At 59.1% G+C, this 26,801-nt stretch carries 22 protein-coding genes and 1 pseudogene; 11 read left to right on the top strand and 12 right to left on the bottom strand.

All coding sequences use genetic code 11. The features are described from left to right. Positions 1-11: 11 nt before the first annotated feature. The 5 genes from OVA03_RS04370 to OVA03_RS04390 form a co-directional block, all read right to left on the bottom strand. Positions 12-782: a GIN domain-containing protein gene (locus OVA03_RS04370; protein WP_267526955.1), complete on the bottom strand. Its 771-nt coding sequence runs from the start codon at positions 780-782 to the stop codon at positions 12-14. A 26-nt stretch (positions 783-808) separates the two neighbouring features. Next, positions 809-1,378, bottom strand: a complete 570-nt coding sequence (locus tag OVA03_RS04375) for a DUF1700 domain-containing protein (protein WP_189486608.1) — start codon at positions 1,376-1,378, stop codon at positions 809-811. Positions 1,379-1,381: 3 nt separating this feature from the next. Then, positions 1,382-1,741 carry a PadR family transcriptional regulator gene (locus OVA03_RS04380; protein ID WP_267526956.1) on the bottom strand — a complete coding sequence of 120 codons (360 nt, stop codon included), beginning with the start codon at positions 1,739-1,741 and terminating at the stop codon, positions 1,382-1,384. A gap of 167 nt (positions 1,742-1,908) precedes the next feature. After that, positions 1,909-2,256, bottom strand: a complete 348-nt coding sequence (locus OVA03_RS04385) for an ArsC family reductase (RefSeq protein ID WP_267526957.1) — start codon at positions 2,254-2,256, stop codon at positions 1,909-1,911. A 53-nt stretch (positions 2,257-2,309) separates the two neighbouring features. Further along, positions 2,310-2,489, bottom strand: a complete 180-nt coding sequence (locus OVA03_RS04390) for a hypothetical protein (protein WP_267526958.1) — start codon at positions 2,487-2,489, stop codon at positions 2,310-2,312. A 208-nt stretch (positions 2,490-2,697) separates the two neighbouring features. Between OVA03_RS04390 and OVA03_RS04395 the strand changes: the two genes are divergently transcribed. Continuing rightward, a complete protein-coding gene (locus OVA03_RS04395; RefSeq protein ID WP_267526959.1) occupies positions 2,698-2,949 on the top strand; it encodes a hypothetical protein in 252 nt (83 codons plus the stop codon). Between the two features lie 19 nt (positions 2,950-2,968). Then, the gene (locus OVA03_RS04400) at positions 2,969-4,111 is read left to right on the top strand and encodes a glycosidase (protein ID WP_267526960.1); all 1,143 of its coding nucleotides are present in this window, start codon (positions 2,969-2,971) and stop codon (positions 4,109-4,111) included. Here OVA03_RS04400 and OVA03_RS04405 read toward each other — a convergent pair. After that, positions 4,108-5,289, bottom strand: coding sequence for a DUF1501 domain-containing protein (locus OVA03_RS04405; protein WP_267526961.1), 1,182 nt, complete (start codon positions 5,287-5,289; stop codon positions 4,108-4,110). The two genes, OVA03_RS04400 and OVA03_RS04405, sit on opposite strands and share 4 nt — an antisense overlap. Before the next feature lie 2 nt (positions 5,290-5,291). Next, positions 5,292-6,698: a DUF1800 domain-containing protein gene (locus OVA03_RS04410; protein WP_267526962.1), complete on the bottom strand. Its 1,407-nt coding sequence runs from the start codon at positions 6,696-6,698 to the stop codon at positions 5,292-5,294. Between the two features lie 149 nt (positions 6,699-6,847). Between OVA03_RS04410 and OVA03_RS04415 the strand changes: the two are divergent. From OVA03_RS04415 to OVA03_RS04450, 8 genes and pseudogenes are all read left to right on the top strand, one after another. Further along, a pseudogene (locus OVA03_RS04415) lies at positions 6,848-8,116 on the top strand (MFS transporter). Beyond that, on the top strand, positions 8,113-9,720 hold the full coding sequence (locus OVA03_RS04420; protein WP_267526963.1) for a glycoside hydrolase family 43 protein: 1,608 nt from the start codon (positions 8,113-8,115) through the stop codon (positions 9,718-9,720). The pseudogene OVA03_RS04415 and the gene OVA03_RS04420 overlap by 4 nt, the downstream one beginning before the upstream one ends. A 228-nt stretch (positions 9,721-9,948) precedes the next feature. Beyond that, positions 9,949-10,041 carry a K(+)-transporting ATPase subunit F gene (gene kdpF, locus OVA03_RS04425; RefSeq protein ID WP_189486589.1) on the top strand — a complete coding sequence of 31 codons (93 nt, stop codon included), beginning with the start codon at positions 9,949-9,951 and terminating at the stop codon, positions 10,039-10,041. Between the two features lie 93 nt (positions 10,042-10,134). Next, the gene (gene kdpA, locus OVA03_RS04430; RefSeq protein ID WP_267526964.1) at positions 10,135-11,829 is read left to right on the top strand and encodes a potassium-transporting ATPase subunit KdpA; all 1,695 of its coding nucleotides are present in this window, start codon (positions 10,135-10,137) and stop codon (positions 11,827-11,829) included. Between the two features lie 170 nt (positions 11,830-11,999). Next, a complete protein-coding gene (kdpB, locus tag OVA03_RS04435; protein WP_267526965.1) occupies positions 12,000-14,066 on the top strand; it encodes a potassium-transporting ATPase subunit KdpB in 2,067 nt (688 codons plus the stop codon). A gap of 10 nt (positions 14,067-14,076) precedes the next feature. Then, the gene (gene kdpC / locus OVA03_RS04440) at positions 14,077-14,640 is read left to right on the top strand and encodes a potassium-transporting ATPase subunit KdpC (RefSeq protein ID WP_267526966.1); all 564 of its coding nucleotides are present in this window, start codon (positions 14,077-14,079) and stop codon (positions 14,638-14,640) included. Beyond that, entirely contained in the window at positions 14,641-17,322 is a 2,682-nt protein-coding gene (locus OVA03_RS04445; RefSeq protein ID WP_267526967.1) for a sensor histidine kinase, read from the top strand. A 5-nt stretch (positions 17,323-17,327) separates the two neighbouring features. After that, the gene (locus tag OVA03_RS04450; RefSeq protein WP_267526968.1) at positions 17,328-18,011 is read left to right on the top strand and encodes a response regulator; all 684 of its coding nucleotides are present in this window, start codon (positions 17,328-17,330) and stop codon (positions 18,009-18,011) included. Here the strand turns inward: OVA03_RS04450 and OVA03_RS04455 are convergent. Together OVA03_RS04455 and OVA03_RS04460 are read right to left on the bottom strand one after the other, a co-directional pair. Beyond that, a complete protein-coding gene (locus OVA03_RS04455; protein ID WP_267526969.1) occupies positions 17,998-18,936 on the bottom strand; it encodes a FecR family protein in 939 nt (312 codons plus the stop codon). The two genes, OVA03_RS04450 and OVA03_RS04455, sit on opposite strands and share 14 nt — an antisense overlap. Next, positions 18,921-19,520, bottom strand: a complete 600-nt coding sequence (locus OVA03_RS04460) for an RNA polymerase sigma factor (protein WP_267526970.1) — start codon at positions 19,518-19,520, stop codon at positions 18,921-18,923. Before OVA03_RS04460 ends, OVA03_RS04455 begins: the two co-directional genes overlap by 16 nt. Positions 19,521-19,713: 193 nt before the next feature. Here OVA03_RS04460 and OVA03_RS04465 point away from each other — a divergent pair, with 193 nt between their 5' ends. Then, complete coding sequence (locus tag OVA03_RS04465) at positions 19,714-22,797, top strand: TonB-dependent receptor (RefSeq protein WP_267526971.1); 3,084 nt, start codon at positions 19,714-19,716, stop codon at positions 22,795-22,797. Here OVA03_RS04465 and OVA03_RS04470 read toward each other — a convergent pair. The 3 genes from OVA03_RS04470 to OVA03_RS04480 form a co-directional block, all read right to left on the bottom strand. Further along, positions 22,756-23,811 (bottom strand): hypothetical protein, encoded by a 1,056-nt coding sequence (locus OVA03_RS04470; protein ID WP_267526972.1) that lies wholly within the window; start codon positions 23,809-23,811, stop codon positions 22,756-22,758. The two genes, OVA03_RS04465 and OVA03_RS04470, sit on opposite strands and share 42 nt — an antisense overlap. A 104-nt stretch (positions 23,812-23,915) precedes the next feature. Further along, positions 23,916-24,242, bottom strand: coding sequence for a TonB-dependent receptor (locus OVA03_RS04475; protein WP_267526973.1), 327 nt, complete (start codon positions 24,240-24,242; stop codon positions 23,916-23,918). A gap of 52 nt (positions 24,243-24,294) precedes the next feature. Continuing rightward, positions 24,295-26,691, bottom strand: coding sequence for a TonB-dependent receptor (locus tag OVA03_RS04480; protein WP_267526974.1), 2,397 nt, complete (start codon positions 26,689-26,691; stop codon positions 24,295-24,297). Positions 26,692-26,801 lie beyond the last annotated feature (110 nt).

Genomic DNA, 26,801 nt, shown 5'->3' on the forward strand with positions numbered 1-26,801 from the left:
AAAGTATGGATCTACTCCTGATCGACGCTGCCGAGGCCGGATATATCCGTACTCACACTCGCAGGCTTGCCTTTCAGGTCGACATTTCCGGTTCCTGAAACCGACACGTTGACTTTGCCAGTGGCGGCAATCGTGGCATCACCGGCCCCGCTGACATCGATATTGGCATCGACGGTTTGCAGGTTCTCAAGCTCGGCATCGCCCATGCCGGAAATGTCGACATTCAGCGCCTGAGTGCGCCCCGCAACCTCCGCCTGACCGGCCCCGGAGATATCCAGATCAAGCTTTGGCTGGTCGTAATTGATCACCTCAAGATCGCCAATGCCGGAAATCCCAAAGCTGGTGACCGAAGGGGCCGTGATTTCGACCGTAAGGTGACCGCTGTTGGGCCGGAACTTACCGCCGTTCCAATTGAAATTGATGTGCTTTTCATTGTCAGCGCCATCTTTTATCGTCAGGCGGCCACCATCGAGCACCACCTGATCGACCATAGTCTTGTCACCGGTGATTTTCACGGATGCCACTGGCCCCTGCGTATAGATCACATCCGCCGGTATGTTGATGTCAAGCCGGTCACCACCCGTCCAGGTCAGGGCGCGAGTTGTGGTTTCCGTGGCCTTAGTGGTGCTGCGGACGACGATGCTGTGGTCGCCGTCTTCGAACCGTGCCCAGTTCCATCCGTCTGCGGCCATGTCGCGGCTGAACAGGGCGGCAGTGATGCCTAAGCTGACCACCGACAGGACAAGGCCCGCACCCGCGACGATAAAGAGTTTGCGTATCATGATAAATCTCCTTCAGAGGGGCCAGATCAGGCCGACTGAACATTCAGGGCGGGTTTCAGGAGGCGGTAGTGCAGGCGCGCATACCAGACGATGCCATTTACGAACCAGATGGTCACGGCAGCCGTCAAAGCGGCGACCGTCACGGACGCAGCCATCAGGCCAAGCCCGCCCAACAATGAGGCCGCGGCCCCGCCCGGCAAGCCCATGAACGGCCCGGCGGCAAACAGTGCGCCGCCACCAATGAAAGCGCCAACGGCTCCGAAAAAGAACCCGACGAGGGTTCCGGCAATAGCCATAACAATCGGCAATAGCACCAGAATATCGAGCGCCCCCAGACCAATAACCGCAAAGACGGCGGTCACCGCTGACGACGGCGTTTTGGAGTCTTCCCAGCGCTTCATGCCGGCCTCGGTGCGCAGTTCGCGGGCCAGACGCTCCGGATCACCCAAAGCCTGAGCCACTTCGGCTTCGGTACGGCCTGCGGCAGCCCCATCAGCAAAGTGGGTTTCGTAATCGGCCACAATATCGGCAATGGCGCTGGCCGGAAGGTCAGACAGACCGGCCTTAAGTTTAGTGAGAAATTCAGTACGGGTCATGGATCAGGCCTCGTTTACGGGTTGCGGTTCAGCGGGCTCAGCTAGGGGCTCAAGCAGGGCGTCAACCGCGCGGGCAAACCCGCGCCATTCGTTGCTTTGTGCCTTAAGCGCCTTATGACCCGCCGGGGTCAGACGATAGTATTTACGTGACGGACCGGATGAGGATTCGACCAGATAGGTTTCCACCAGACCGTCCGTCTGCATGCGCCGCATCAGGGGGTAGATCGTCCCTTCGCCCATGCCGATCGCGCCTGACAACAGGCTGGCGATCTCATAGGCATAGTTTTCGCGGCGGGCGAGCACGGCCAGGACACACAGGCCCAGCACGCCCTTTTTAAGTTGTATATCAATAGGTTCAGGCATTTTCCCATCCTTCCGCCGAAGCGCTCGGGCTGCGGTGATCAATCTCACCGGCTGATTACCTATCTATAGCAAGCTACCATTCACTGCAAGATACCTATCGATACATAACGCATTTGTAATGTTCACCTCAAAACAGAAAAAAGCCCGCCGGTGTGGCGAGCTTTGGGTTACTTGAAGACGTTCTCGTAAATATCCGGCTTGAACCCGGCAATCAGTTGATCCCCGGTATCGAGTATGGGCCGCCGGATCATCGACGGTTGCGCTTGCATTAGCCGCAACGCCTTGGCCTCATCCAGATCAGCGCGATCTTCGTCCGGCAGTTTCCGAAACGTCGTGCCGGAGGTATTGATCAACTTTTGCCAGCCGATGCGATCAGCCCAACCTTCGAGAACATCCTGCCCGATGCTCAATGCCTTATAGTCATGGAACACAGCCTCAACACCACGCGCCTCCAGCCAGTGGCGGGCCTTGGCCATAGTGTCGCAATTCTTGATGCCATAGATTTTCACAGCCACGAGTCACTCCTGAGCAATGTATATCTGCTCATAGCCGTCCTGCGGACAGGGTTTCAACCCGGCATCAGTTCCTCAAGCGACTCTTTCCACGGCAGGTCTTCATAGCGCGGGGTGAACCCTGCCGCTTCGTAGGATTTTCGCGTGGTGACAAAATCCACGTCGCCATTGCCGTAAATCACCAGTTCTTCGCGGTTAAGGCCACGCCCGCGATAAAGGCCATACATCTCGATCATGCAATGTCTCCCGATGTCCCGGTCAGGTTCTCACCGAAACATATCCCCTGGCGCGCGAATTTACCATTCACCCCCGGTAAACTTACCGCGAGCAGCCCTCCAAAACGCTCGCCTTATGAGCGAAATGCGCCCAATGGTTAACTTGCCAATTGCTCTCTTATGTCCTTTGCCGGACAGTAAGTGACCCCACAATCATAAGGAGGAGACCATGACCACCGCGATAGTCCCCGATCATCGCCTGCTCAATCAGTATCTTGACGCGGTACTGCACGCCTTTTCGACGGGTAAACGCCCCCACAGCGATACCCGCGAAAAGATCATCTACATCATTCAGGCCGCCAGCCAGAACGATGCGGAGCTTGAAACCTATCTGCGTCAGGAAATTGAGGCCTATAACCGCCCGTCGGCCGGACGGCGCCGAGTCATGAAACCGCTGAGCGTCACTGAGCCAACCCATTAACGCCCTCAAACCACAAAGCATGACCTACGCCGTAGACTGCCTGATCCTGACGCCCGGCGATATAGACCTGTCGCGATCGCCTTTGGCAGGGCTTGGGGCGGGGCTTGGGGCTGGGCTTGGGGCGGAGACCTTTGTGCTGGGGGCTTTCAATCCCGGCCTGACACGGCTGGAAAGCGGCAATCTGCTGATGATGGTGCGCGTCGCTGAGGCTTTGAAAACGCCAATAACGAACGGCCATATCCACGCCATCAGGTGGGATGCTCAATCAGGTTACGTCCTTGATCCGTGGCCGCTGGATTGGGTCGACACCACCGACCCACGCGTCTTTAAGGTTGCGGACGCCTCATGGAAGGTCATCGCCCTGACCTCACTGTCGTGGCTTTTGCCCGTGGAGTTGAGGCCTGACGGACTGGAGATTATCAGCATCCACTACGATAAAGCGATCACGCCCACCGCCAGCTTTCAGTGTTATGGCATAGAAGACCCGCGCATCAGTAAGGTGAATGGTGAGTGGCTGATGACCACCTGCTCGATCAGTCCGGAGCGTCACGCGACCGTGCTTTACAGGTCTCAGAACGGTCTGGACTGGCGCTTTGCCGACATGGTTCTGGATCACCAGAATAAGGACATGCTGATCTTTGAAGGCCTGATCACAGATGAATATTGGGCCCAAACCCGCCCGTTGGGGGATGTCTATTTCGCCTATCCGCCAGACAGTCCCTGGCATGCCGGTCCGTCAATTAATCTGGCGACCTCAAAAGACGCGCTCTACTGGAAGCCCTGCACGCGCGCCGGCCTGCGTCCAAAGAAGGGCATGGCAGCCACGGCCCGCATGGGCGGCGGCACACCACCGATCCTGACGCCCGATGGCTGGCTGAGCCTGTGGCATGGGGTCGAGCCCAAAGTGGTCGTCGGCATCTACCGTACCTATTGGTCACTACTGGATAAGGACGACCCCAGCCGCGTGATCCATACCTCTCCACAGCCGTTGCTGGAGGCTAATCCCGACCTGACAGCCCCCCTTCAGGATAAAATGTACCTGAACGACGTGGTTTTTACGACCGGCATAGTTGATGGCGGCGATTATTATATCGTGGCTTCGGGTGAGACCGATCTGGCCTGCCGCATCACCCATATCCCCAAATCGGTATTCCGGATTTAGGCGATCAGCCCCTTGATCGGCGCTACCCGCTCAGACCCTGGAAACACCGTACCTGACAAAGACGAAGCCGATACCCCAAACTGATCCGCCGCAATGCCCTTAATGACGGCCCGCAGATCGGTTGTCGGCATCAGATCGCGGTTTTCAAAAAGCTGTCCGCCTTTCAATCCCGGCCAATCACCAATGACCCGACCGCCCTTGACCGCACCACCGGCCAGAAACGCCACTGTACCGGTGCCGTGATCCGTCCCCTTGGTGCCGTTGGGATTGACGGTGCGGCCAAATTCCGTAACCACCAGTACGGTCGTATCCTGCCACGCAGGCCCCAGCGTCGTCTCAAAGGCCGCAATCGCCTGATCCAGCCCGCCCATAAGACGCGTCAGTCTCTGGGTTTCCTGTGCATGGGTATCCCAACCGTCAAACGCCAAGGCCGCCAGACGCGGGCCTTCGGGCTGCGCCATAAGGTTGGCAGCCCCTTGCGCCATCTGCACCATCATGGCCGGATCAGCCGAGCCGCCGCGCGCATTGGTTTGGGTCATGTTGGCGGCGATTTTACCGGTCTCCACCCCTTCGGTCAGCACCCTGTATAATAAGGGATCGGACTGTTCATAAAGCGCCATCAGCCGCGCTGGCAAATCCGGATCGACCGGCGACAGGCTAGACGGCGCCCAACCCAGCACTTCGGCTTCCCCGCGCATAACCAGTGGTGTCGTAGCGCCCACGCCCAAGCCCCGGATTGGCGCGCCCTGCCCCTTGGGCATTACAGTCAACAGCCGGTTCATCCAGCCGGAGCGGGTAAAGCCAGTCTTTTCATGACCGGACTCCAAAACGTCCTGGCCATCGAAATGGGATCGTTCGCGGAAAGGCGAGGCGACCGCATGAACGACCGCCCCTTGCCCGGCCTTATATAACCGCGCAAACTGCGGCATGGCCGGATTAAGCGCGAACAGGTCATTGAGCGGCAGCGCATCGGCCTTAACAGCCGCCAGTTCCCCGCGCACCCGCTCAAAATCCGGATCACCGACCGGCGGCACGGCGCTCAAGCCATCCAGCGCCCCGCGCAGGATAATGGTGACAAATCGCGGATCTCGGCCTGTGGCCGCATGGGCCAGCCCAAAGCCACCAAAGGCGGCACTCGCCCCCATCAGGCCCAGTAAATTACGGCGATGAATAGTCATTTTTAGCGCCTCATAAATTCGGGGGACATGAACAGAATGGCTAAGCCTTGCGCACGGCTTTCGGCGCGGGCAATGGCGGTGCGTGTCGCCTCACTCAACGACGGACCAAACAGGCTTTCACTTAATTCGCGGGCATCGAGCCGCTCCGCCGCCCGTATCGACAGACTGTTGGCGACCTCAAGACGCGTGCTCAGGCCTTCGGGCGAGGCCCAGACATCGGCCGTGTCGGCAAAGCCATTCGGGCCCGGCGGCTCCCACAGTGGCTGGCCCATAGCCTTGAGCGTGGTCGCGATCATAGCCGGTTTCATTTTGGTGTCACTGGCGCGGATCATGGCAATCAGATGCTCCTGCGGGGAGCGTATCTTGGCCGGTTGCGCGCTCCAGCTTTCGGGTGCATCAATCAGGGTCTCATAGACCGTTTTCAGATCGCCGTCGCTGCGGGTAAAGCTCTGGCTCAGCTTCTCAACTAGAGACTGTGGCGGCACATCGGCCACGAAATGACGCGCCAGCTTATAGGCAATATGGTTGGCGGTCGCCGGATGACGGCTCAGGTCTTTCAACACCGCCAACCCCTGATCCTGCCCCGCCTGCGCATAGGTTTTTCCCAGCACCGTCTGCGGCCCCGGTTCATGCTGATTGGCATTAAAGCCGAAATCACCGGCCTTGCGGTCAATGCCCCAGCCGGTGATGACCTTGGCAAAGCTGGTGACATCAGCCTGAGCGTAGCCGCCGTTCACCCCCAGCGTATGCAACTCAAGAATTTCGCGCGCCAGATTTTCATTCAGGCCCCGCTGGCCTTTGCGGTTGGCGCGAGAATTTGGGCCGATCGATTGGTGATTATCCAGATACATCAGCATGGCAGGATGGCTTTCAGCCGCAATCAAAAGGTCGGTAAATGAGCCGAATATGTGGGGCCGGATCGCCTCACGCTCATAGGCGCCCGCCAGTACCCCGACTGGCAAAGACCGGTTGACAGCGACCGCGAAATGATTGGCCCAAAACATCACCAGCCGCTCATTGAACCCGATCACCGGTGTCCGCAGGCTGCCGTCATAGCGGGCAGACAACTCATCAATGAAAACCCGACGACGGGGATTATCGGGCGTGTCGTCCATCTGACGGGCCTGCTTTTTGCCTTTGCCCGCCGCCATCATCTCTGGTTTTTCAGAGGCCATACCTTCCGCCATTTCGGGTATGGCGGTCGCTTTGCGATTATCACGCCTTGAGGCCTGATAGACCTCCAGTTGCTGCATAAGGGCCGGTGTCGCTGGCAAATCCGCCAGTGAGTCAGGCGATACCATCTCCGCTTTCAGCGCTTCCCGCGCGTCGCCGGTCAGCCCCCTACCGCCTGCAGACAGGCCCAGACCAAAGCGGTTAACCGCTAAAACTAATGATGACGCGACAGCCATGGCGTATCCTTTTGGATATATTTCCAAATAAAGTCATCATACAAATCGGGCGAAATTCCGCCCGAAATCTGAACGGAAATTTCTGGTAGCGCTATCAGCTATAACGTGCCAACCTCTCTCAAAAATATAAAACAGGGAGAGGTTGGCTTATGTTCGCAAAACCTATACGGGCCTTGCGCTGGTGGATCATCGGGCTGGTGATGCTCGGAACGATCATAAATTATCTGACGCGCAGCACCTTAAGCGTCGCGGCCCCCACGCTGACGACCGAACTTAACCTCACGCCGCAGCAGTACAGCTACATTACCGGCCTGTTTCAGCTTGGCATCATGATGCAGCCCATCGCGGGATATTTTCTGGATATCATCAAGCTGAAATGGGGCTTTGCCATCTTCGCCACCGCCTGGGGCCTGATCACCATGGCCCACGGACTGGCCAATAGCTGGCAAGGTCTGGCAGCCCTGCGCGGTCTTTTAGGGTTTGCCGAAGGCATCGCCCACCCCGGCGGTCTTAAGGTTGTTGCCGAATGGTTTCCGGCCAAAGAACGCGGTCTGGCCGGCGGCATCTACAATATCGGTGCGTCATTCGGGTCGATGCTGGCCCCGCCCCTAGTGGTGTGGGCCATCCTTTATTACAACTGGCGCATGGCCTTTGTGATCACCGGCGTGTTCGCATTGATTTGGGTGGTTTTGTGGATCTTCTGTTATCAATCGCCGGAAAAGCACAAAGCTCTGTCTGAGGCGGAAAAAACCTACATCAAGGAAGGTCAGGAAAGCTTTCTGGAAGGCACCGCCGAAAAGCCCTCGCCTATGAAAATCCTGCGGCAGCGCAATTTCTGGGGCATTGCCCTGCCGCGCTTTCTGGCCGATCCGACCTAGGGCACGCTGACCTTCTGGATGCCGTTATATCTGGCCACGTCGCGCGGGTTCGACCTGACCCAGATCGCGCTGTTTGCGTGGCTGCCGTTCGTCGCCGCCGACATCGGCTGCCTGTTCGGGCCTGCGGTAGTGTTGTGGCTGCAAAAGCGCGGCATCTCCCTGATTAATGCCCGCCGCTGGACCTTTACGCTGGGGGCGGTACTTATGACCAGCATGATCTTTGTCGGCATGGTCGATAGTCCTTATGTGGCCATCGGGCTTCTGTGCCTGGGGGCGTTTGCGCACCAAACCCTGTCGGTGACCGTGATCACCATGTCGACCGATCTGTTTCGCAAACACGAAGTCGGCACGGTCACCGGCATGGCGGGCACCTTTGCCAATCTGGGGGTTCTGCTGTTCTCATTGGCCATTGGGGCGCTGGTCACCACCGTCGGATATGAGCCGTTCTTTATTGTGCTGGGCGTACTTGATCTGATTGCCGCCGCCGTTTTGTGGACTCTGGTCAAAGCACCAGCACCTGAAGCGGAGGTCAAGCCATGATCCGCAACCCGATCCTGCCCGGTTTTAACCCCGATCCGTCTATCGTCCGTGTCGGCGATGACTACTACATCGCCACCTCGACCTTTGAATGGTATCCGGGCGTTCAGATCCACCATTCGCGCGATCTGGTCAACTGGCGGCTGATCGCGCGGCCGCTTAATCGTGCCGCCCAGCTTGATATGCGCGGGGCTCCCGATAGCTGCGGCGTGTGGGCGCCGTGCCTGACCTATGCAGACGGATTGTTTTACCTGATCTATACCGATGTCAAACGCTATGGCCGCACCACGGTCGGCGGTGCCAGCGGGGCGTCACTGCGGGATTTCCATAACTATCTGGTGACCTGCCCGACCATTGACGGCGACTGGTCAGATCCGGTTTTCTTGAATAGCGGTGGGTTTGATCCGTCACTGTTTCACGATGACGATGGTCGCAAATACCTGACCAACATGCTGTGGGACCACCGGCCCGGACGCAATCGCTTTGCCGGGATTGTCATTCAGGAATATTCGCCCGCTGAGCAGGCCTTGATCGGGGAACGCAGGCTCATTTTCGAGGGCACCTCGCTCGGCTTCACCGAAGGCCCCCATGTCTATAAGCGCAACGGCTGGTATTATCTGCTGACCGCCGAAGGTGGCACCGGCTGGAACCACGCCGTAACCCTGGCGCGCTCCAAATCCCTGATGGCGCCATATGAGTTGCACCCCAAGCGCCATATTTTAACCAGCCGGGGCCGCCACGACAGCCCGCTGCAACGGGCCGGACATGCCGATTGGGTGGAAGCCCGCGATGGTACGCCGATGATGGTCTATCTGTGCGGCCGCCCGCTGCCCAACCGCGGGCGGTGCGTTATGGGGCGTGAAACCGCCATTCAGCCGATACGCTGGACCGAAGACGACTGGCTGGAGACGGTCGCGGGCGATGGCTTGCCGCTTTTGGAATGTGACAGCCCCGAACCCTTACAGACCGCCCCCACGCCCCCGGTCAGAACCACATTCGACACGCCCGTTCTGCCCATTGAGTTTCAGTGGCTGCGCACGCCCGAACCCCAGCGCCTGTTCAGCCTGACCGAACGGCCCGGTCACCTCAGACTCTATGGCCGCGAATCTATCGGAAGCCTTTATGAGCAATCGCTCATCGCCCGCCGTCAGCAGGCCTTTAGCTATACCGCTGAAACCGAGATGGCGTTTGAACCGGCCCATTATCAACAGGCCGCCGGGCTGGTGTGCTATTACAATAGCAGCAAATTCCACTACCTTCATGTCTCGCACGATGACACGGTGGGCCGCCATATCCGTGTGATGTCGGCCCTGCCCGATGCGCCTGTGAGTGATGCCTTCACCGCACCGATACCGATCGGGTCAGGCCCAATCGCCTTACGGGTCGAGGTCACCTATGAGCATCTGCGCTTTGCCTTCAGGCTGGCCAGTGATGGCGAATGGACATGGATCGAAGCGGTGTTCGACGCCAGCATTTTGTCGGATGAGGCTACGGCACCGGGCCTGCCCAATTTCACCGGCGCATTTGTCGGCATGGCCTGTCAGGATATGTCCGGCACGGTTCTGCCTGCCGATTTCGCATTTTTCGATTACCATGAGCGTCCGTAAGTCCATGTCTTAGCGTCTAAGAACACTCAGACGCCCTATATAAAAAATATATAGCCCACCTCCGCAATCATACACCGCCTATATGCCGATCAGCCTAAAGCCCTCTCACCTTAAACGTGAACGGAGGGCTTTTTATATGGCCATCGTCTATTGCCTGGCCGGGGCAGGCTTTTTCGGCCTGTGCCTGGCTTTTGTCGGTTTCGCCGAAGACTTGCGTGAGGGCGGATCATGATCGCGCTCTATATTGCCGCAGGCTTAGTGACCGTCGCTTTGGCGGGCTATCTGATCGTTGCCCTGATCAAGCCTGAGCTTTTTCCCTAACAACTTAATTATTTTAACGCGCATTTATATCCAAAAAACCGCCTTGAAACTTCCTTGGCACTTTTTGGAATGCGCTTATCCGGAGAAACCGACATGATGCTCGGTGTCACGCCAAGCGGCTGGTTGCAGCTTGGCTTTTATATGTGTGTGCTCACGGCGCTGGCGGTGCCGCTCGGCGGGTATATCGCCCGCGTCCTGTCAGGTGAGCGGACGGTTTTGTCGCCTGTGCTTGCCCCTGTCGAGCGCGCGTTTTTGAACCTTAGCCAGTCACGTCCGAATGAAGACATGACCTGGAAACAGTACGCGACCGCGGTCATTACCTTTTCGCTCGGTGGATTCTTGCTGCTGTTTACGTTGTTGCTGGCGCAAGGGTTTCTGCCGCTCAATCCGCAAGGTCTGTCCGGTCTGACACCTGATCTGGCGTTCAATACGGCGGTCAGTTTTGTGACCAATACCAACTGGCAATCTTACGGCGGCGAGACCACGCTTAGCTATTTCAGCCAGATGGTCGGGCTGACGGTACAGAACTTTGTCTCGGCCGCCGTGGGTATAGCCGTGCTGGCCGTATTGATGCGCAGCCTGTCTCGGCAAAGCACCAATAAGCTCGGCAATTTCTGGACCGATCTGGTGCGGATCAATCTCTATATCCTGCTGCCGCTGGCGCTGATTGTAGCCGTCATTCTAGGCTCGCAAGGGGTTATTCAGACCTTCAGCGCCTATGTCACCGCCCAAACGCTGGAAGGCGGTCAGCAGACTCTGGCGCTTGGCCCGGTGGCGTCCCAGGAAGCCATCAAGATGCTGGGCACCAATGGCGGCGGTTTCTTCAACACCAACTCGTCCCACCCGTTTGAAAACCCGACACCCTTCAGCAATTTTGTGGAACTGATCTCGATCCTGCTGATCCCGGCAGCGCTGTGTTTCACCTTTGGTAAGATGGTCGGCGACAACCGTCAGGGCGTGGCCATCTTTGCGGCCATGACGCTGGTGTTTGTGCCCATGACGGTCGCCTGTATCGCGCTTGAACAGTCCGGCAATCCGCATCTGATCACGGCGGGCGCTGACGCTGGCGGCGGAAACATGGAGGGAAAAGAAACCCGCTTTGGTATCACCAATTCCGCCCTGTGGGCGACCGCCACCACCGCCGCCTCCAACGGTTCGGTCAATGCCATGCACGACAGCTTTACACCACTGGGCGGCATGATCCCGATGGTGCTGATGCAGTTCGGCGAAGTCATCTATGGCGGCGCGGGCTCAGGGCTTTACGGCATGTTGGTGTTTGTCATCCTCACCGTGTTTATCGCAGGCCTGATGGTTGGACGTACCCCCGAATATCTCGGCAAAAAGATCGGCGGCTATGAGATCAAGATGGCCTCGATCGCCGTGCTCCTGCCCTGTGCGCTGGTGCTGATCTGCACGGCTGTGGCGGTGCTGTCACCACTCGGTCAGGCCGGAATCTATAACCCCGGTGCGCAGGGCTTTTCTGAGGTACTCTATGCCTTTACCTCAGCCGCCAACAATAACGGATCGGCCTTTGCGGGCCTGGGCGCGAACAACCCGTTCTACAATTCCTTGCTGGGGTTGTGCATGTTGTTTGGCCGCTTCTTTGTGCTGCTGCCCGTTCTGGCCATTGCCGGATCGCTGGCCGCCAAGCAGACCGTGCCTGTCTCCACAGGAACCTTGCCCACCCACACCCCTCTGCTCGTCGCCATCCTGATCGGGGTCATCGTCCTCGTTGGTGTGCTGACCTATGCCCCGGCGCTCGCCCTTGGGCCGGTCATAGAACATTAACCATGCTCAAAGGCTAAATTCACTCTCCTCCCCTGCGTAGCGGGGGAGGTGGCAGCGAGCTTTCGCGAAGCTGACGGAGGGGGCAACCCGACCACAAAACGCCCCCTCCGTCGCAAAACAAGTTGCGACACCTCCCCCGCTTCGCAGGGGAGGAGGAAAGAGAAATTCTCATGACAATATCATCTCAACCCTATAAACTCGATATGATGGGCGCCGTGCTGGCGGCCTTTAAGCGGCTCGATCCGCGCTATCAGATCCGCAATCCGGTCATGTTCCTGGTCTGGGTCGGGTCGGTCGTCACCACCGCGATCCTTGTGGTCATGTTTGCCGATCCGGACACGCTCATCAGCGGTGGCCAGCCAGTCTGGTTCGTCGGCCTGATCTGTTTCTGGCTATGGTTCACCGTGCTGTTTGCGAATTTTGCCGAAGCGATCGCCGAAGGGCGCGGCAAGGCGCAGGCCGACAGTCTCAAAAAAGCCCGTCGCGATGTCTCGGCCAAGAAGCTCGACAAATCCAAAAAGCAAACCGTCGTTGCCGCAAACACCCTTCGCAAAGGCGACCTGATCATCATCGAAGCGGGCGATGTCGTCCCCGCCGACGGCGAGGTGGTTGAGGGCATAGCCTCGGTCGATGAAAGCGCCATCACCGGCGAATCCGCCCCCGTCATCCGCGAATCCGGCGGCGACCGCGATGCCGTCACCGGCGGCACGCGGGTGCTCAGCGACTGGATCATCGTGCGCGTCACGGCTGATCCGGGCGAGAGCTTTCTGGATAAGATGATCGGCTTGGTCGAATCGGCCAAGCGCCAGAAAACGCCCAATGAGATCGCCCTGTCGATCCTACTGGCGGCCCTGACCCTGGTGTTCCTGCTGGCGTGTGCCACCCTGCTCCCGTTCTCGCTGTTCAGTGTCGAGCGGGCAGGTTCCGGCACGGTGATTTCGATTGTCGTCCTGATTGCGCTTCTGGTCTGCCTGATCCCTACCACTATCGGCGGGCTATTGTCGGCCATCGGTATTTCGGGCATGCAGCGCCTGATCAAGGCCAATGTTATCGCAACGTCCGGCCGCGCCGTCGAAGCCGCCGGCGACATCAACGTCCTGCTGCTTGATAAAACCGGCACTATCACCTTTGGCAACCGTCAGGCGGTTGAGTTCATCCCGGCCTCCAATGTCACCGCCCGCCAACTGGCCGAAGCGGCTGAGCTGTCCTCACTGGCCGATGAGACCCCTGAAGGCCGATCAGTGGTCACGCTTGCCCGTGCGCAGTTTGACATTGTCGCCCGTGCCGCTGCCGATATCAAAGCCACCTTCATTCCGTTTTCAGCGGAGCACCGCGCCTCGGGTGTCATCATCAATGAACGCCACATCATGAAGGGCGCCGGTGACGCCATTGCCAAACTGGTCGCCCTCAAAGGCGGACAGGTGCCGTCCGGCGTCAATGCGGCGGTCGAGGACATTGCCCGCAAGGGCGGCACCCCGCTGCTGGTCGCCGAAGGCCCCAAGGTTTTGGGCGTTATCTACCTCAAGGACATCGTTAAACCCGACATCAAGGTCCGGCTGGCGGAACTGCGTAAGATGGGCATCAAGTCGGTGATGATTACCGGCGATAATCCCTTGACCGCCGCCGCTATTGCCAGTGAGGCCGGGGTCGATGATTTCGTTGCCGAAGCCACACCGGAGACAAAACTGAAATATATCCGCAAGATGCAGGAAGGCGGGGAAATGGTGGCTATGGTCGGTGACGGCACCAATGACGCCCCGGCTTTGGCCCAATCAGACGTGGCCGTGGCCATGAACTCAGGCACCCAGGCCGCCAAGGAAGCCGGCAATATGGTTGATCTGGACAGCGATCCGACCAAGCTGATCGAGATTGTCGAGATCGGCAAACAGCTTTTGATGACACGCGGGGCCCTAACGACGTTCAGCATTTCCAATGACCTCGCCAAATATTTTGCCATTATTCCGGCGGCTTTTGCCACCACCTATCCGGCGCTTGGCGTGCTTAATGTTATGGGATTGTCGTCGCCGTTGAGCGCTATTCTTGCCGCCGTGATTTTCAACGCCCTGATCATCGTCGCTCTCATCCCGCTGGCGCTGAAAGGTGTCAAATACCGGGCTGAATCTGCCTCCAACATGCTGACACGCCACGCCCTGATTTACGGCTTGGGCGGGATCATCGCCCCGTTCATCGGCATCAAGATCATTGATCTCGGCCTGAGCGCCGTCGGCTTAGTGTAAGGAATTTATCATGTCATTCACCTCCCACATCCGCCCGACTTTAGTCACGCTTGGCCTGTTCACGGTTCTGTTCGGCGGGGTCTACCCCCTCACCGTCACTGGCATCACCAGCCTTGCTTTTGCTGACAAGGCCCAAGGCTCCCTAATCCACGACGGCGACACCGTCACCGGCTCACGCCTGATCGGGCAGAACTTCACCAAGCCTGAATATCTGTGGGGCCGTTTGTCGGCCACGGCTGAGACGCCCTATAATGCCGGGGCCTCCTCCGGCTCCAACTACGGCGTCAATAACCCCGCCCTGCATGAGGCCGCTGCCGCCCGCAAAATGGCACTTGGGGTCGAAATCCCCGTCCCTGTTGACCTGTTGACCGCGTCCGGTTCCGGCCTCGACCCGCACATCAGCCCTTCGGCGGCGGAAATTCAGGTTCCCCGCATCGCCGCCGCCCGCGCCGTCCCTGCGGCTAAGGTACGCGCCGCCATCGACGCCGCAACCGAAGGCCCTACGCTTGGAATTTTCGGCGAAGCGCGCGTCAATGTGCTAGAGGTCAATCTTCGACTGGATGGCAAGCTGTAAGTGAGCATCAATACCCGACCCGACCCTGATAAACTCCTCGCCCTCATCCGCACCGATGAGGGCGAGCCCGCATCCGGTAAGCGCCGGGGGCGGTTGAAAATCTTCTTTGGCGCCTCCGCCGGGGTGGGTAAGACCTTTGCCATGCTGACCGAAGCACAGCGTCTCCATACTGAAGGCCGCAATGTCACCATCGGCGTGGCGGAACATCATGGTCGGGCAGAGACTCTGGCCCTGATCGACGGATTGCCAGTGCTGCCTTTGCGGGAGATCGATCATCGCGGGATCAGGGTTCATGAGTTTGATCTTGATGCGGCGCTCACCCAACATCCTGATCTCATTTTGGTCGATGAATACGCCCACACCAATGCGCCAGGATCGCGGCACCCCAAGCGCTGGCAGGACATCGAAGAACTGCTCGACCACGGCATTGATGTCTATACAACCCTGAACGTCCAGCATCTGGAAAGCCTCAACGATATGGTGGCGCGCCTGACCGGCGTATGGGTGAAGGAAACTGTGCCCGATGCCGCCTTTGATGCCGCCGATGAGATCGCCCTTATCGACCTGCCGCCCGATGAGTTGCTGAAACGCCTCCATGACGGCAAGGTCTATGTGGCCGAAGGGGCCAACCACCGTGCCGCCGAGAACTTCTTTAAAAAGAGCAATCTGGGCCGCCTGCGCGAACTGGCCCTGCGCCGCACGACCGAGCGGGTTGATGCCCAGAACGATGCCTTAAGCGCCGCGCAAGGTCATGATGAAGCTGCCACCGGTGATAAAATCCTCGCGCTCGTCGGGCCGGACGCTCTGTCGTCGCGCCTGATACGCCACACCAAGCGCATGGCTGACCGCACCCGCGCCCCGTGGTCAGCGCTTTATCTGCACACTGACCGCCATGAAACCCTGTCACCCAAGGCGCGCCTGCGGGTCGAGCATAATCTGCGGCTGGTCGAAAAACTTGGCGGGCGGGTGGTACGCCTGAATGCGGCGCGCGCCGCCACCGCTATCCTCGGCTATGCCCGTCACAACGGCTTCACCCGTCTGGTACTCGGCCACAGTCATCAGCCGTGGTGGCGCAGGTTGTTGGGGGCTACGTCCCTGTCACAAAAGCTGATCGAGCGCGGCGCAGGTCTTGAAATCACCACGCTTAATGCTGATCTTGAGACAGCAGAAACCCCGCGTGACGATACCTCCGGCTGGGAAGTCTGGGCGGCCCGCCCCCGCGACTATTTGATGGCGGCCGCCATCATCGCGGCCTGCACGCTTTTAGGGTTGCCCTTCCGTAATCTGACCGATCCTGACACCCTGATCATGCTCTATCTGATTGGTGTGGTCATCACCGCCGCACGGTTCAGCATCGGCCCGGCGGTGCTGGCCTCGGTCCTGTCGGTCGCCGCCTTCAACTGGTTTTTCATCACCCCCTACTACACCTTCACCTTTGATGACGTCAGCTATGCGGTGACGTTTGTGGTCATGCTGATCACCTCGCTGATAGTCGGCTCACTGACAGCGCAGTTGTCCCGCCACGCCCGCCTGGCGCGTAAGGGCGAAGCCGAGACCCGCCTGCTCTACGACCTGTCGCGACAGTTGTCCGCCGTGCGCGGTGTTGAGGCTATGGGCGAAGTCCTCGTGCGCCATCTGCAACCAGCCTTTGAGGCCGACATCCGCCTGTGGGCCGGGGAGCGCCAGATTACCGGTGCGCCGCTAAGTGATGCCAAGGAAATCGGCGCGCGCCACTGGGTCATGCAAAACCATCACATCGCCGGCCGTCATACGGATACCTTGCCCTCGGCCAGCGGCCTTTATCTGCCGGTTATGGCCGAAAACAGTCCTTTGGGCGTTTTGTCGATCACACCCCGCGCTGATGACCGCCAGTTCACCGGCGCCGACCAGCTTGTGTTCGAGACGGTCGCCAGCCTGATCGCCGGGGCCTTTCAACGCGCCCGTCAGGCCGAGTTGGCCGAAACCTCGCGCGTGGAGTCTGAGAACGAAAGATTGCGCAATGTCTTGCTGGCGTCGTTATCGCATGACCTGAAAACGCCGCTGACCGTCATGAACGGTTCGGTGTCGTCTTTGCTCAAACTGCGTAAAAAGCTGCCGCGCGAAGCGGTTGAGGAACTGACCAATCTGTGGGGCCACCTGACGCGGCTTCAGAAATTTGTGACCAATCTGCTGCGTATGGCGGCCATTACGTCGGGCCAGATGCGCCTCAATCTTGAGCCCTATCTCATTCAGGAAATCACCGGAGCGGCCATCGCCCGCGTCGAACCGCAAAAAGGCGCGCGCCAGATCCGCACAACCGTCAGCGGTCAGTTGCCGATGGTGCAAATCGACGGCGCACTCATTGAGCAGGTGCTGATCAATCTGATCGAAAACGCCATCGCCCACACGGATGATAATGGCATAATCACGATAACTTTAGAGACCGATGCTGATCGGGTACGGGTACGCATCAGCGATGACGGCGAAGGGCTTAGACCCGGCGAGGAGACGCGCATCTTTAACAAATTCCATTCCGGCAAACCCGCTGCCGACCGCGACGGGTCAGGCACCGGCTTAGGCCTTGCCATCTGCAAGGGCATAGTTGAGGCCCACGGCGGCATGATCTACGCCAAGAACAACCCGCCAAAAGACGACGCCCCCACCGGCGCCAGCTTTATCTTTACCCTGCCGATAGCTAAGTAAGCTTTATGACCACCATTCTGATCATCGAAGACGAAGCCGATATCCGCCGCTATTTGCGGGCCACCCTGATCGCGCGCGACTATGAGGTGCTTGAGGCGGCGACCGCCAAGGAGGGCCTGCAGAAACTGACGGTCAACCGGCCCGATGTGGTCATTCTCGACCTCGGCCTGCCTGATCAGGACGGTCAGGATTTTATCCGGCAGGTGCGCGAATGGTCAAAAACCCCGATCATCGTCCTGTCGGCCCGTGATCGGGAATCTGATAAGATCGAGGCGCTGGAAAACGGCGCTGACGATTATCTGACCAAACCGTTTGCGGCCGGAGAACTGCTGGCGCGGGTGACCGTCGCCCTGCGTCATGCGGCCCAAAGCCCTGCGGGTGCCACCGAAATCATCGAGTATGCGGGTCTCAAAGTCGATCTGGCCGCCCGCAGGGTGTGGCTGAACGGCGACGATGTGCACCTGACGCCCATCGAGTACAAACTCTTGTCAGAATTCATTCGTCACCGCGGCAAGGTCTTAACCCACGCCCAGCTTTTAAAAGCCGTCTGGGGCCGTCATTCGAGCGACCAGAACCACTACCTACGCATCCACACCCAGCACCTACGTGAAAAGCTCAACGACGATCCGCTGGCTCCGACCTTTATCTTCACGGAGCCCGGCATAGGCTACAGATTCAGCGATCAGTAGTTCGGGCGGAATGAAGCCAAATCTCATGTTCGTTTTCCTTAACCGACACACCGTGCAGTTCGTGCAGGGCGCGCGCAAAGCCCCTGGTATCACCGGCGTCGAAGACACCATCTATCTTAAGCGCTTGCAGCGCCGGGGTCGTCACCGTCAGCTTTACGCGGCTGTAGCGGTTCATTTCATCGACAGCTTCAGCCAGAGGGGCGCTCTCAAAGCTAAGGCGCCTCTGCTGCCAGTCCAGGATGCGTGTTGCCCGGGCGGCGGTGACCGGTCCGGTACGACCTTGTGAATCCACTCTGACCGCCTGACCGGGACGCAATACGACATTGGCATCAGTGTTCTTGGCCCCCACCCTGACCCCGCCTTCAATCAGATCGACCTCGGTAGTTTCAGCCTTGCGATAGACATTGAATTTCGTGCCGGTCACGCGAATGCGGGCCGGACCACTGACGACATCGAACGGCGCATTATCCGGGCGGTGCGCGACCGTAAAGAAGGCCTCTCCGCTTTTAAGCGTGACCTCGCGGTGTTTGTCCGTCACCCGCGCCGACAGCCGCGTATCGGTATTCAGCGTCACCTTTGAGCCATCCGGCAGTTGGATAGTTTTCTGCTCGCCGACATCCGTCTGATAGGTGACGGGCCGCTGGTTCCACATCAACCCGACTCCAAGAACCAGACTGGCCGCCAGAGCCGCACCGCCCAGCACATAACGACGCGACCCAAAAGCCGGTTTATTGACCACCACATCCGAAACGTCGAAATCGGAGGCCTCCAGTTGCCCGAGCGCATCCCAGACCGCTTCGACGTCCGCCGTGTCGGGCCCCACAGCCGGGGTCTCGCCCGCTTCGGCACGCGTGACGGCGTCCACAAACGCCTCGGCTTGTGGATCTGTGCCCGCCGGGCGAAGGGGAATTACAGTTCGAACCATCCACTGTCCTTAAGTTTATGGCGACATTTGGCCAGGGCATCGGCCAGCAGACGCTGAACCGTGCGCAGGGGAATGCGCTGTTTTTCTGAGATTTCGGTAAGCTTAAGCCCTTCGACGCGGTGCAGCATCAGCACCATGCGCTCATCGCGATTAAGGGTTGAAATGGCCCGCCGCAGCAGGTCAGCATTCTGACGCCAGCGCAGGGCTTCAAAGGGCGAAGGTCCCTCCTGCGGCAAGGTCTCTGAAATTTCGACGTGCTGATCGCCCGACCGGCTCACATGGCGGCGATGGCGATCACGCACCACACTGTCGGCGGCCTTAAAAACGTAGACGGCATTAAAGTCAGGGGGCGGAATCTGACGTGACAGCTTGATGAGGCGGGCATAGATGTCCTGCAACGCATCCTCAGCGTCCGGCTCATTCAGAAACCGTCTGAGGTATCGGCGCAACCGCCCATCAAAGCGGGCGATAAGGTCGGCTATGATGTCTGGTACATCTTTGGGCGCGTCTTTTGACCCTGTCGACGCGCCTGAAGGGCTGCCTTCTTTGAGGCTCATGATTTGCCTGCCGTCACCATCGAACATCGAACGCGCCTTCGTCTGTATAATGATAGACGCACCGCGCAGCCTTAACCGCCAAAAAACAACCCAAACCCGCTTTTGATGACAATAGTATGAAAACGCTATTCCGTTAAGCCTGTCATAATTTTATTGCACCCGCGCCTTAAGACCTCGGCCAGCGGTCGGTGTGACCGCGGGTGTCACAGGCTGAGCCCCTATGAGCAGCGGCGCATTTGGCGCACTATGGTTTCGATTAGCGTTGCTGATGCCGCTGGCGGGGGTGGTTTGCCCGCATATAGCGGTTGCCGAGTCGCGTGAAGCCTCAGACACCTTATTCGACGTACCCGAACAATCGCTTGATACGGCCTTGCGCCTGCTGGCCCAGCAAGGCCGCGTACAGATCCTGTTTTCAGGCGACCGGGTTGCCGGTCAGCGCAGCCGTGCGGTTAAGGGCCGCCTGCCGGTGCGCCAAGCCTTTGGCCAGGCCCTGACCGGAACGGGGCTTGAGGTTCGGCGCGTCACGAAACACACCCTGATCGTGGTCGCCAGCAAACGCGCGGCGCGCAAACCTACCCCTCCCCGGCCGGAACGCGCCCAGCCTGAGCGCGAGGTCGCGGTGCCGGTAGTGGTCGTCGTGGCCCCGCGTACGCGCATCGTCAACGCCCCGGCGGGCCGAAGTTTTGATGCGGAAGTGTTCGACATGACTGCCGTTAAGCGCCTGTCGCGGGCCGATCTGGCCCAGGACAGCGCCCAGAACCTGTCCGAAGCCTTAAGCGGTCTGCCGGGCATGACGGTCGTCAATACCGGACGGTCGTTTATCGGCGGCGTCGATTCGGCCTCACGCGGCGAAGGTCTTTATGCCGCGTTTCGAGGGCTGAACGCCGAATATAACCTCAACATGATAAATGGGGTGACTTTGGCGCAGGGCCAGCCCTATTCGCGCGGTATTCAGCTTAGCCTCCTGCCGCCGGCCGCCTTTCAGAATGTGGTGGTCTATAAGACCGGGCGGGCCGATCTGGACGGCGATTTCGTCGGGGCGGCGATGGATTTTCAGACACCGCAAGCTACTGATATCGACGGGAAGCCCTGGACGGCCCTGACGGTGACCGGACGCGCCGAAAGCCGGGCCCGCGACTATGGTGACGACGGACTGGGGGGCGGCATACGCCTGGAACATGCCCATCGTCTGGGCCCCAATCAACAGATCGGGCTTTATATTGCTGCGGAATATGAGCGCCGGACGTTTGTGAATTCCGAACTGGCCGGGGTTATGGCGGCGCAAAACGACAATGGCTGGGCCTATAGCCAGTCGGGCTCAGCGTCAGGTGACCCCGTCGACCCCACACGACCCCAGGGTAATCTGACCCTGACCAGCCTCAATGTCGGGGTATCGAGCGGTCACAGCCTCATTCGCAATCAGACGGCGTCGCTGGACTGGAAGGTCAGCGATACTCTGGATGTCTATCTGTACGGCAACCACGCCGAGGCTGAAACCGAGCAAAACTCGACCTTCAGTCAGGTGGTCAGCGGCCCCCATCGCTGGGTGGACGACGGGTCAGGCACCTATCGACTGGTCGTCGACAGCCTGTCATCGCGGGTATGGTACGAAACCAACCCTGATGAAATTTCCTTATCAACCCTGACCTTGGGGGCGCACGCCACGGCGGGCACCTGGCGATTATCGCCCTATCTGTTCGCCAGTGACGGCAACAGCGCCCGCCCCGACCACATAGAAGCCTCAGCATGGGTGGATCAGACGGACGGCTATAATCAGGGCAACGCCCCGCGCGCCTTTGGCGGCTCCGCCGTCGTCACCTATGTTGATCACCTGCCGGTGCCGCAGTGGCCCCAAAGCGTTTTTGAGGATCTGGATCAGGCTGGTCAGCGGCTACGGGCGCGGCGGGCCGGACAACTGACGGCGCAGTTCAGCGGACAGACACGCTATGGCGCAGGCTTTGATGCGGCCTACAGCCCGCCCGCGGGACTATGGCAAAGCCTTAAGTTTGGTGTGAAATACAGCCTCAGTGACCGTGAGGTTACCCACCGCAACTGGACGAACCGGTTCTTTGGCGATGTCTATGAAACCGCAGGCCTGACCTGGGAGGGCTTGGGGATCGCCCGTGGGGCTTACGACTCTGTCTTTCCGGGCCTCTATGACTGGTCCGTGCCGCGTATCGACCATGATCAGTTGATGCGCTATTTTTACCAGAACCGTACGGAGCTGAGCTTTGACACCTGCGGTCAGATCTATATCAATAACCTCAACTGCAACACGCAGTCGGGCACGGAGAACGTCGCCGCCGCCTATGGCATGGGCACGCTGATAGCCGGCCCATGGGAGTTGCTGGCGGGACTGAGATATGAGCACACCCGCATTGCCAACACCTACTGGGTCATGCCGGATTTAAGCGGTGTCGAACAGGCCGGAAGCTGGGCCCGAAGCCATAGCCAGTACAGCAAACTCCTGCCCAGCCTGAACCTAAACTACCGGCCAGATACCGAAAGCGTGTGGCGGGCGGCCCTGTGGCGGTCCTATGTCCGTCCGGCGTTCATGCAGTTGGGCGGCGGTGTGCGCCAGGAAACTGTGGCGGGCATCACCACGCTTACGCGCGGCAATCCTGACCTGAAAAGCGTCGATGCCACCAACCTCGATCTAAACTATCAGCGGGTGGCGGCAGACGGATCGGCGCTCAGCCTGTCGGCCTATTACAAGCGGCTGGATCATTATCTGTTTGAAAACGGCGGCAGCCTTGACGGTGTGGAGATTCCGGCGACGGACACCTTACGCATCGTCATGCCGCAAAACGGTGGACGCGGCGAAGTTTACGGGCTGGAGGCGGAATTTTTTCGCAGCCTCCCCAATCCGCTTGGCCTCATTGGTGAGGTCAGCCTGCATGTCAACCTGAGCCGCCAGTGGTCGCAGGTGGATCTGGGCCGCGACGATCTGGGCCGGGATATGCCGATGCAGAATGCGCCGGACTGGCTGGGCAATGTCGATCTGACCTACCGGCGCGGGCGGACCGCGCTTTACCTGAGCTACAATTATATCGGCGCCTATCTGTCCGACTATGACGTGCTTCAGGCGCCGGGCACATGGGATAATCTGTGGGTCCGGCCGGTCGGTCGTCTGGATGCCCGCGCCCAGTTTCAGCTACGGCGCGGACTAAGTCTGGATCTGGTCATGACGAACCTGACCGACGACTACAGCTACTGGTCCCATGTCGGCCGCGACAGTCTGGCCCTGTCCGATGTCATTGACTCAGGACGGCGGTTTGTCATCAGTGTGCGCCGGGAGTTTTAAGTCATTGATCGCGCGAGCCACCCCGTCATCGCCCTCAGCCTGCCACAGGCCGTAGAGGCGATCGGCCCCAAGTGCTTTAAGCACCACATGGCGGAAACGGGTAAGATAGACAGGCCGGTCCTGCGGATCAAACCCATAGCGCGGGGCCAGCCTCGCCAAGACCGCATCGCTTGACTGCACAGCCACTTCGGCATGAACCCAGTTGTCGTCTGAGGCGTTGCTGATCAGACATTCGCGTGTGGCCACCTCTGGCAACACCGGCACTGTGTCCAGCCGGGCGATTATGGCCGCCGCCTTGAGCCAGTTAGCGACCGTTTGGGCATCACTGCCGACAGGCGCTGTGTGGGCGCAGGCCTGAGCCATGATCATATCCGCCGGCAGACCGCGCGCCATGGCTTCGGCCAGCCCCAGAATGTGGTGAGCCCCTGCCCCGGCAATATAATATTCCGACGTCAGGGTGCCGTCACCTTGCCAGGTGAGCACCAGCGCCTTAGCCCAGTCATGCCAGATTATGGCGGCGGTCAAGGTGTCGGCATCCACGGGCACACCGCTTTGGGCCTCATAGGTCGCCGCCAGATCACGCCCAATTCTGAGGTTGGCGTCTTCATGATCTACCAGCCCGCCGGGCCAGTCGTGATGCGACCCGCCATTACCGCCCGGTGCGGTGATAAAGGGCTGAGCCAGTCCCGGACAGGCGCTGGCGTCGCGGGTAAGCTTTGGGAATACGCCCGTCATCTGGGCCTCGGCATCAGACGGCGATGCGGGTTCAGGTATAAAACCGGCCGCGCGTAACTGTTTGAGAATAAGCGCTTTATCGTGCGCCGACAGATGGGCACGGTGATGAACGCACGGATCGGTACCAAGTGCATCAAGGGTCTGCGCGCGCACCTTTGCCGACGTGATCGTGGCGGCAGCGGCCTTTAGTCGGCCATAGGCCATCGCACTTCGGTCTTCGCCATGGCCAAATGAGGGCAGCGTCATCATCAGCGCCCAGGCCACAAGGTAAACCCGCATCACAGACATCCTTAAAAAAAAGCCGGACAGAGGGGACTGTCCGGCCAAGGTTGAAAATAAGCACACATTCCGGATTAGCGGTCAGAAATGTGTGCCCAGGACGCTTAAAATTCGTACTTAAGCGTGACCAGTGTGGTTGAGCCGGAGTTGACGATATCGGAAATGGCCAGGCTGTTCTTGCCGACATGCGACCAGTAGCTGTAGTCCTTGAACAGGTTTGACACCGACACATCGACGATCATGCCATTGCCGAAATTATACCCGGCATGCAGGTCAGTCCGCTTGGTCGGGCGCGTCCAGTAATCCAGACCGGCGATGCGGTTATAGGCCGTGACCGACTCACCCGCGTAGTTATAGTTCAGATCGACCGTCAGGCCCTTCCAGGCGTAGTTGATCTTGACGTTGGCCAATACGTCCGGCGCGTTCTGCATCCGCTCTTTCTGACCGCCGCCGATATCGACCTCAGTCCATTGACGGGTGAGGTTAGCCCCAGCACCCGAAGCCCGACAGGAAGCCCGGCAGCATGGCGAACTTTTGATAAAGCTGGATTTCCAGCCCCTTCACATAGCCGTCGCCGCCATTGGTCGGGGCGACGATAGTCACGCGGTCAAAGGTTTCACCATTATAGGTCGTACCCGCCGGATTAGTGCCCCCGTTGACCAGTGTTGAGCCGTTATCGAACATGTAATCCGACAGTTTTTTGTAATAGGCGCCGATCATGGCATAGCCACCATCGGTATTGCTCCATTCCGCCGAGGTATCGAGGTTCCATGACTTCAGCGTCTTGAGATCGGGATTGCCGCGCGTCACCGTAATCGAATTGTCGCCGCGCTCAGTGGTTTCATTGCCACCCAATTGCACCAGAGCCGGACGCATATAGGCACGGGTCAGCGAGGCGCGATAAACGGCATTGCCTTGCGGGCGGTAGTTGACGAACAGGCTGGGCAGCCATTCATCGTACTTGGTCGAGTTCGACTCAAAGCGCTTCGCCTTGCTGTCATTGTTCCAGTAGGTATTTTCAATATCGGTATGCTCGTAGCGCATGCCCGGAATGACTTCCAGATTGCCGAAATCATACTTGCCCGTCACATAAGCGGCGGTGACGTTTTCATCACCTTTCAGCGTATTGCAGTTCCAGTAACACAAGTCGGCGGCCTGAGCGGTTTTATCAACATACTGATAAAACAGATCAAACAGGCGCTGGTGATCGACCTTGGGGGCGCGGAAGTTATACAGCCCCGGATAGACGGAGTCGTAATAATCGGTCGCCAGTCCCAGTTCTGCCCAGGTTACGCCCGGCTTTTTCAGCAGGTTGGCAAAGTGATCGTTGGTCCAGTCGCGGCTGGTGACACGGCGGTGGCTGCCGACGAATTTAAAGCCGGTTTTGATATAGCTCAGATTACCGGAATCGAAGTCATACTGGGCGTCGAACTTAACACCCGCCTTGGCCTGGCTGGAAAACTGCTCCGTCAACTGGCCGGCACGGCGGGCGAGCAGCAGCGTATTGGCGTTACTGATCAGGTTCGACTGCGCCTGGGTGAGCAACGGGATCGGGTAACCATCGGAATCGTAGCCGATAAACAGGCCGCTATAGGGCGTGGTCGTACCGGCGGCAGCACCGGTGTTGTAGTTATCCGTCTGGTTATTACGCATCGAGGCTTCGATGTGCTCGGGGCGGTCGTTGCTGCCGTAAGAATAGAAAACCGACGGCGACAGAGTCCAGTTACCGGCGCGCTTGACCGCACCGAAGGTCAGGGTGCCCAGGTCGGCATCTTCGGGGTTGGTGGTGTACCACATCCGTACCGACGAATTGGTCAGGTTGAGATCATAAAGACCAGTCGCCGTGTTCAGGACGCGGGCCCGGTTCTGCACGAACTGGTTCAGCGTCGAATTCTGCTCGGTTTCAGCATTAGCATATGAGCCGCGCACATAAAGATCGAGGCTGTCATCAACCTTCCAGTCGAGCGAGAAGTTACCGCCGTAGCGTTCGGTATAGCCGGTGGAAATCCCGGTGTTCAGTCCGGTCAGGGCCAGATTGGCTTCTTTATCCATGCCCGCCGGATTTGTACCTTCGCCGGAGTTGGTCGCCGAATGAAGATAGGCCCAGCCGCCGTCGTTCTGAGCGTTCATCAACGCCGCAACCATCGAATTGGCATAGTTACGCTTATCGTAGAAGCCGCTGATATAAAGGCCGAACTGATCGTTCTGTCCAAAACGGCGGGCATATTCACCGCTGGCACCGCCGCCCAGACCATCTTCATCATAGTCGCGGGCGCGGCTTTCCACGCGTCCGGCAATCGAAACCGACGCATAGCCGTTCTTGAAATCAAAAGCCGACGGCGTGCGGAAATCAACCGTGCCGCCGATGGCGTCGCCGTCCATGTCAGCGGTCGAGTTCTTGTTGACCACAATGGTCTTCAGGCCTGAGGGCGGCAGCAGGGAGAGTTGCACCTGACGCGAATAGGGCATGCCTTGAGCGGCGTTGACGCCATTAATCAGAGCCAGGGTAAATTCTGAGTTCATGCCGCGCACGCCGACGAACATGCCTTCACCGCGCGAGGCGCCATCAACGCCGCCAAAGAAGGAGTTACCGGTGTTCGTGACGCTGATCCCTGGTAAAAGCGCCAGAGCTTCGGCGACGTTGTGGACCGCCGTGTGCTCAAGATCGTCGGCCGACATGACGCTGACGGCGTTATCGGCACGCATCTGGGCCCGCACGGCGTCATTGCGCGTGACGACCACAGTGACGGTCACAGGCTCTTCCGCCGCCGGAGGCGCCTGAGTTGTGGCCTGCTGCGCCTGGGCCTGCGCCCCAAGCGTCATGGCCGCCAGCGTCATCGCCGACGCCAAAAGTTTATGTTTGAAACTGGACGATGTCATTAACCGAAGTCCCTTGAACCGGAGCAAAACCATATTGCCCCCCAGTACAAAGGACGCAGGCCTTTTGCCGACGCGCCGGATCTTTATAAAAACTTCATATTCCGTCTGAT

This window comes from Asticcacaulis sp. SL142 (assembly GCF_026625745.1).
GTDB lineage: Bacteria > Pseudomonadota > Alphaproteobacteria > Caulobacterales > Caulobacteraceae > Asticcacaulis.

Bases quoted from the DNA above. Each gene is read 5' to 3' on its own strand.
- OVA03_RS04370 (WP_267526955.1), bottom strand. From the start codon at position 782: ATGATACGCAAACTCTTTATCGTCGCGGGTGCGGGCCTTGTCCTGTCG.
- OVA03_RS04375 (WP_189486608.1), bottom strand. From the start codon at position 1,378: ATGACCCGTACTGAATTTCTCACTAAACTTAAGGCCGGTCTGTCTGAC.
- OVA03_RS04380 (WP_267526956.1), bottom strand. From the start codon at position 1,741: ATGCCTGAACCTATTGATATACAACTTAAAAAGGGCGTGCTGGGCCTG.
- OVA03_RS04390 (WP_267526958.1), bottom strand. From the start codon at position 2,489: ATGATCGAGATGTATGGCCTTTATCGCGGGCGTGGCCTTAACCGCGAA.
- OVA03_RS04395 (WP_267526959.1), top strand. From the start codon at position 2,698: ATGACCACCGCGATAGTCCCCGATCATCGCCTGCTCAATCAGTATCTT.
- OVA03_RS04400 (WP_267526960.1), top strand. From the start codon at position 2,969: ATGACCTACGCCGTAGACTGCCTGATCCTGACGCCCGGCGATATAGAC.
- OVA03_RS04405 (WP_267526961.1), bottom strand. From the start codon at position 5,289: ATGACTATTCATCGCCGTAATTTACTGGGCCTGATGGGGGCGAGTGCC.
- OVA03_RS04410 (WP_267526962.1), bottom strand. From the start codon at position 6,698: ATGGCTGTCGCGTCATCATTAGTTTTAGCGGTTAACCGCTTTGGTCTG.
- OVA03_RS04420 (WP_267526963.1), top strand. From the start codon at position 8,113: ATGATCCGCAACCCGATCCTGCCCGGTTTTAACCCCGATCCGTCTATC.
- kdpF (WP_189486589.1), top strand. From the start codon at position 9,949: ATGATCGCGCTCTATATTGCCGCAGGCTTAGTGACCGTCGCTTTGGCG.
- kdpA (WP_267526964.1), top strand. From the start codon at position 10,135: ATGATGCTCGGTGTCACGCCAAGCGGCTGGTTGCAGCTTGGCTTTTAT.
- kdpB (WP_267526965.1), top strand. From the start codon at position 12,000: ATGACAATATCATCTCAACCCTATAAACTCGATATGATGGGCGCCGTG.
- kdpC (WP_267526966.1), top strand. From the start codon at position 14,077: ATGTCATTCACCTCCCACATCCGCCCGACTTTAGTCACGCTTGGCCTG.
- OVA03_RS04450 (WP_267526968.1), top strand. From the start codon at position 17,328: ATGACCACCATTCTGATCATCGAAGACGAAGCCGATATCCGCCGCTAT.
- OVA03_RS04455 (WP_267526969.1), bottom strand. From the start codon at position 18,936: ATGGTTCGAACTGTAATTCCCCTTCGCCCGGCGGGCACAGATCCACAA.
- OVA03_RS04460 (WP_267526970.1), bottom strand. From the start codon at position 19,520: ATGTTCGATGGTGACGGCAGGCAAATCATGAGCCTCAAAGAAGGCAGC.
- OVA03_RS04465 (WP_267526971.1), top strand. From the start codon at position 19,714: ATGAGCAGCGGCGCATTTGGCGCACTATGGTTTCGATTAGCGTTGCTG.
- OVA03_RS04470 (WP_267526972.1), bottom strand. From the start codon at position 23,811: ATGCGGGTTTACCTTGTGGCCTGGGCGCTGATGATGACGCTGCCCTCA.
- OVA03_RS04475 (WP_267526973.1), bottom strand. From the start codon at position 24,242: ATGCAGAACGCGCCGGACGTATTGGCCAACGTCAAGATCAACTACGCC.
- OVA03_RS04480 (WP_267526974.1), bottom strand. From the start codon at position 26,691: ATGACATCGTCCAGTTTCAAACATAAACTTTTGGCGTCGGCGATGACG.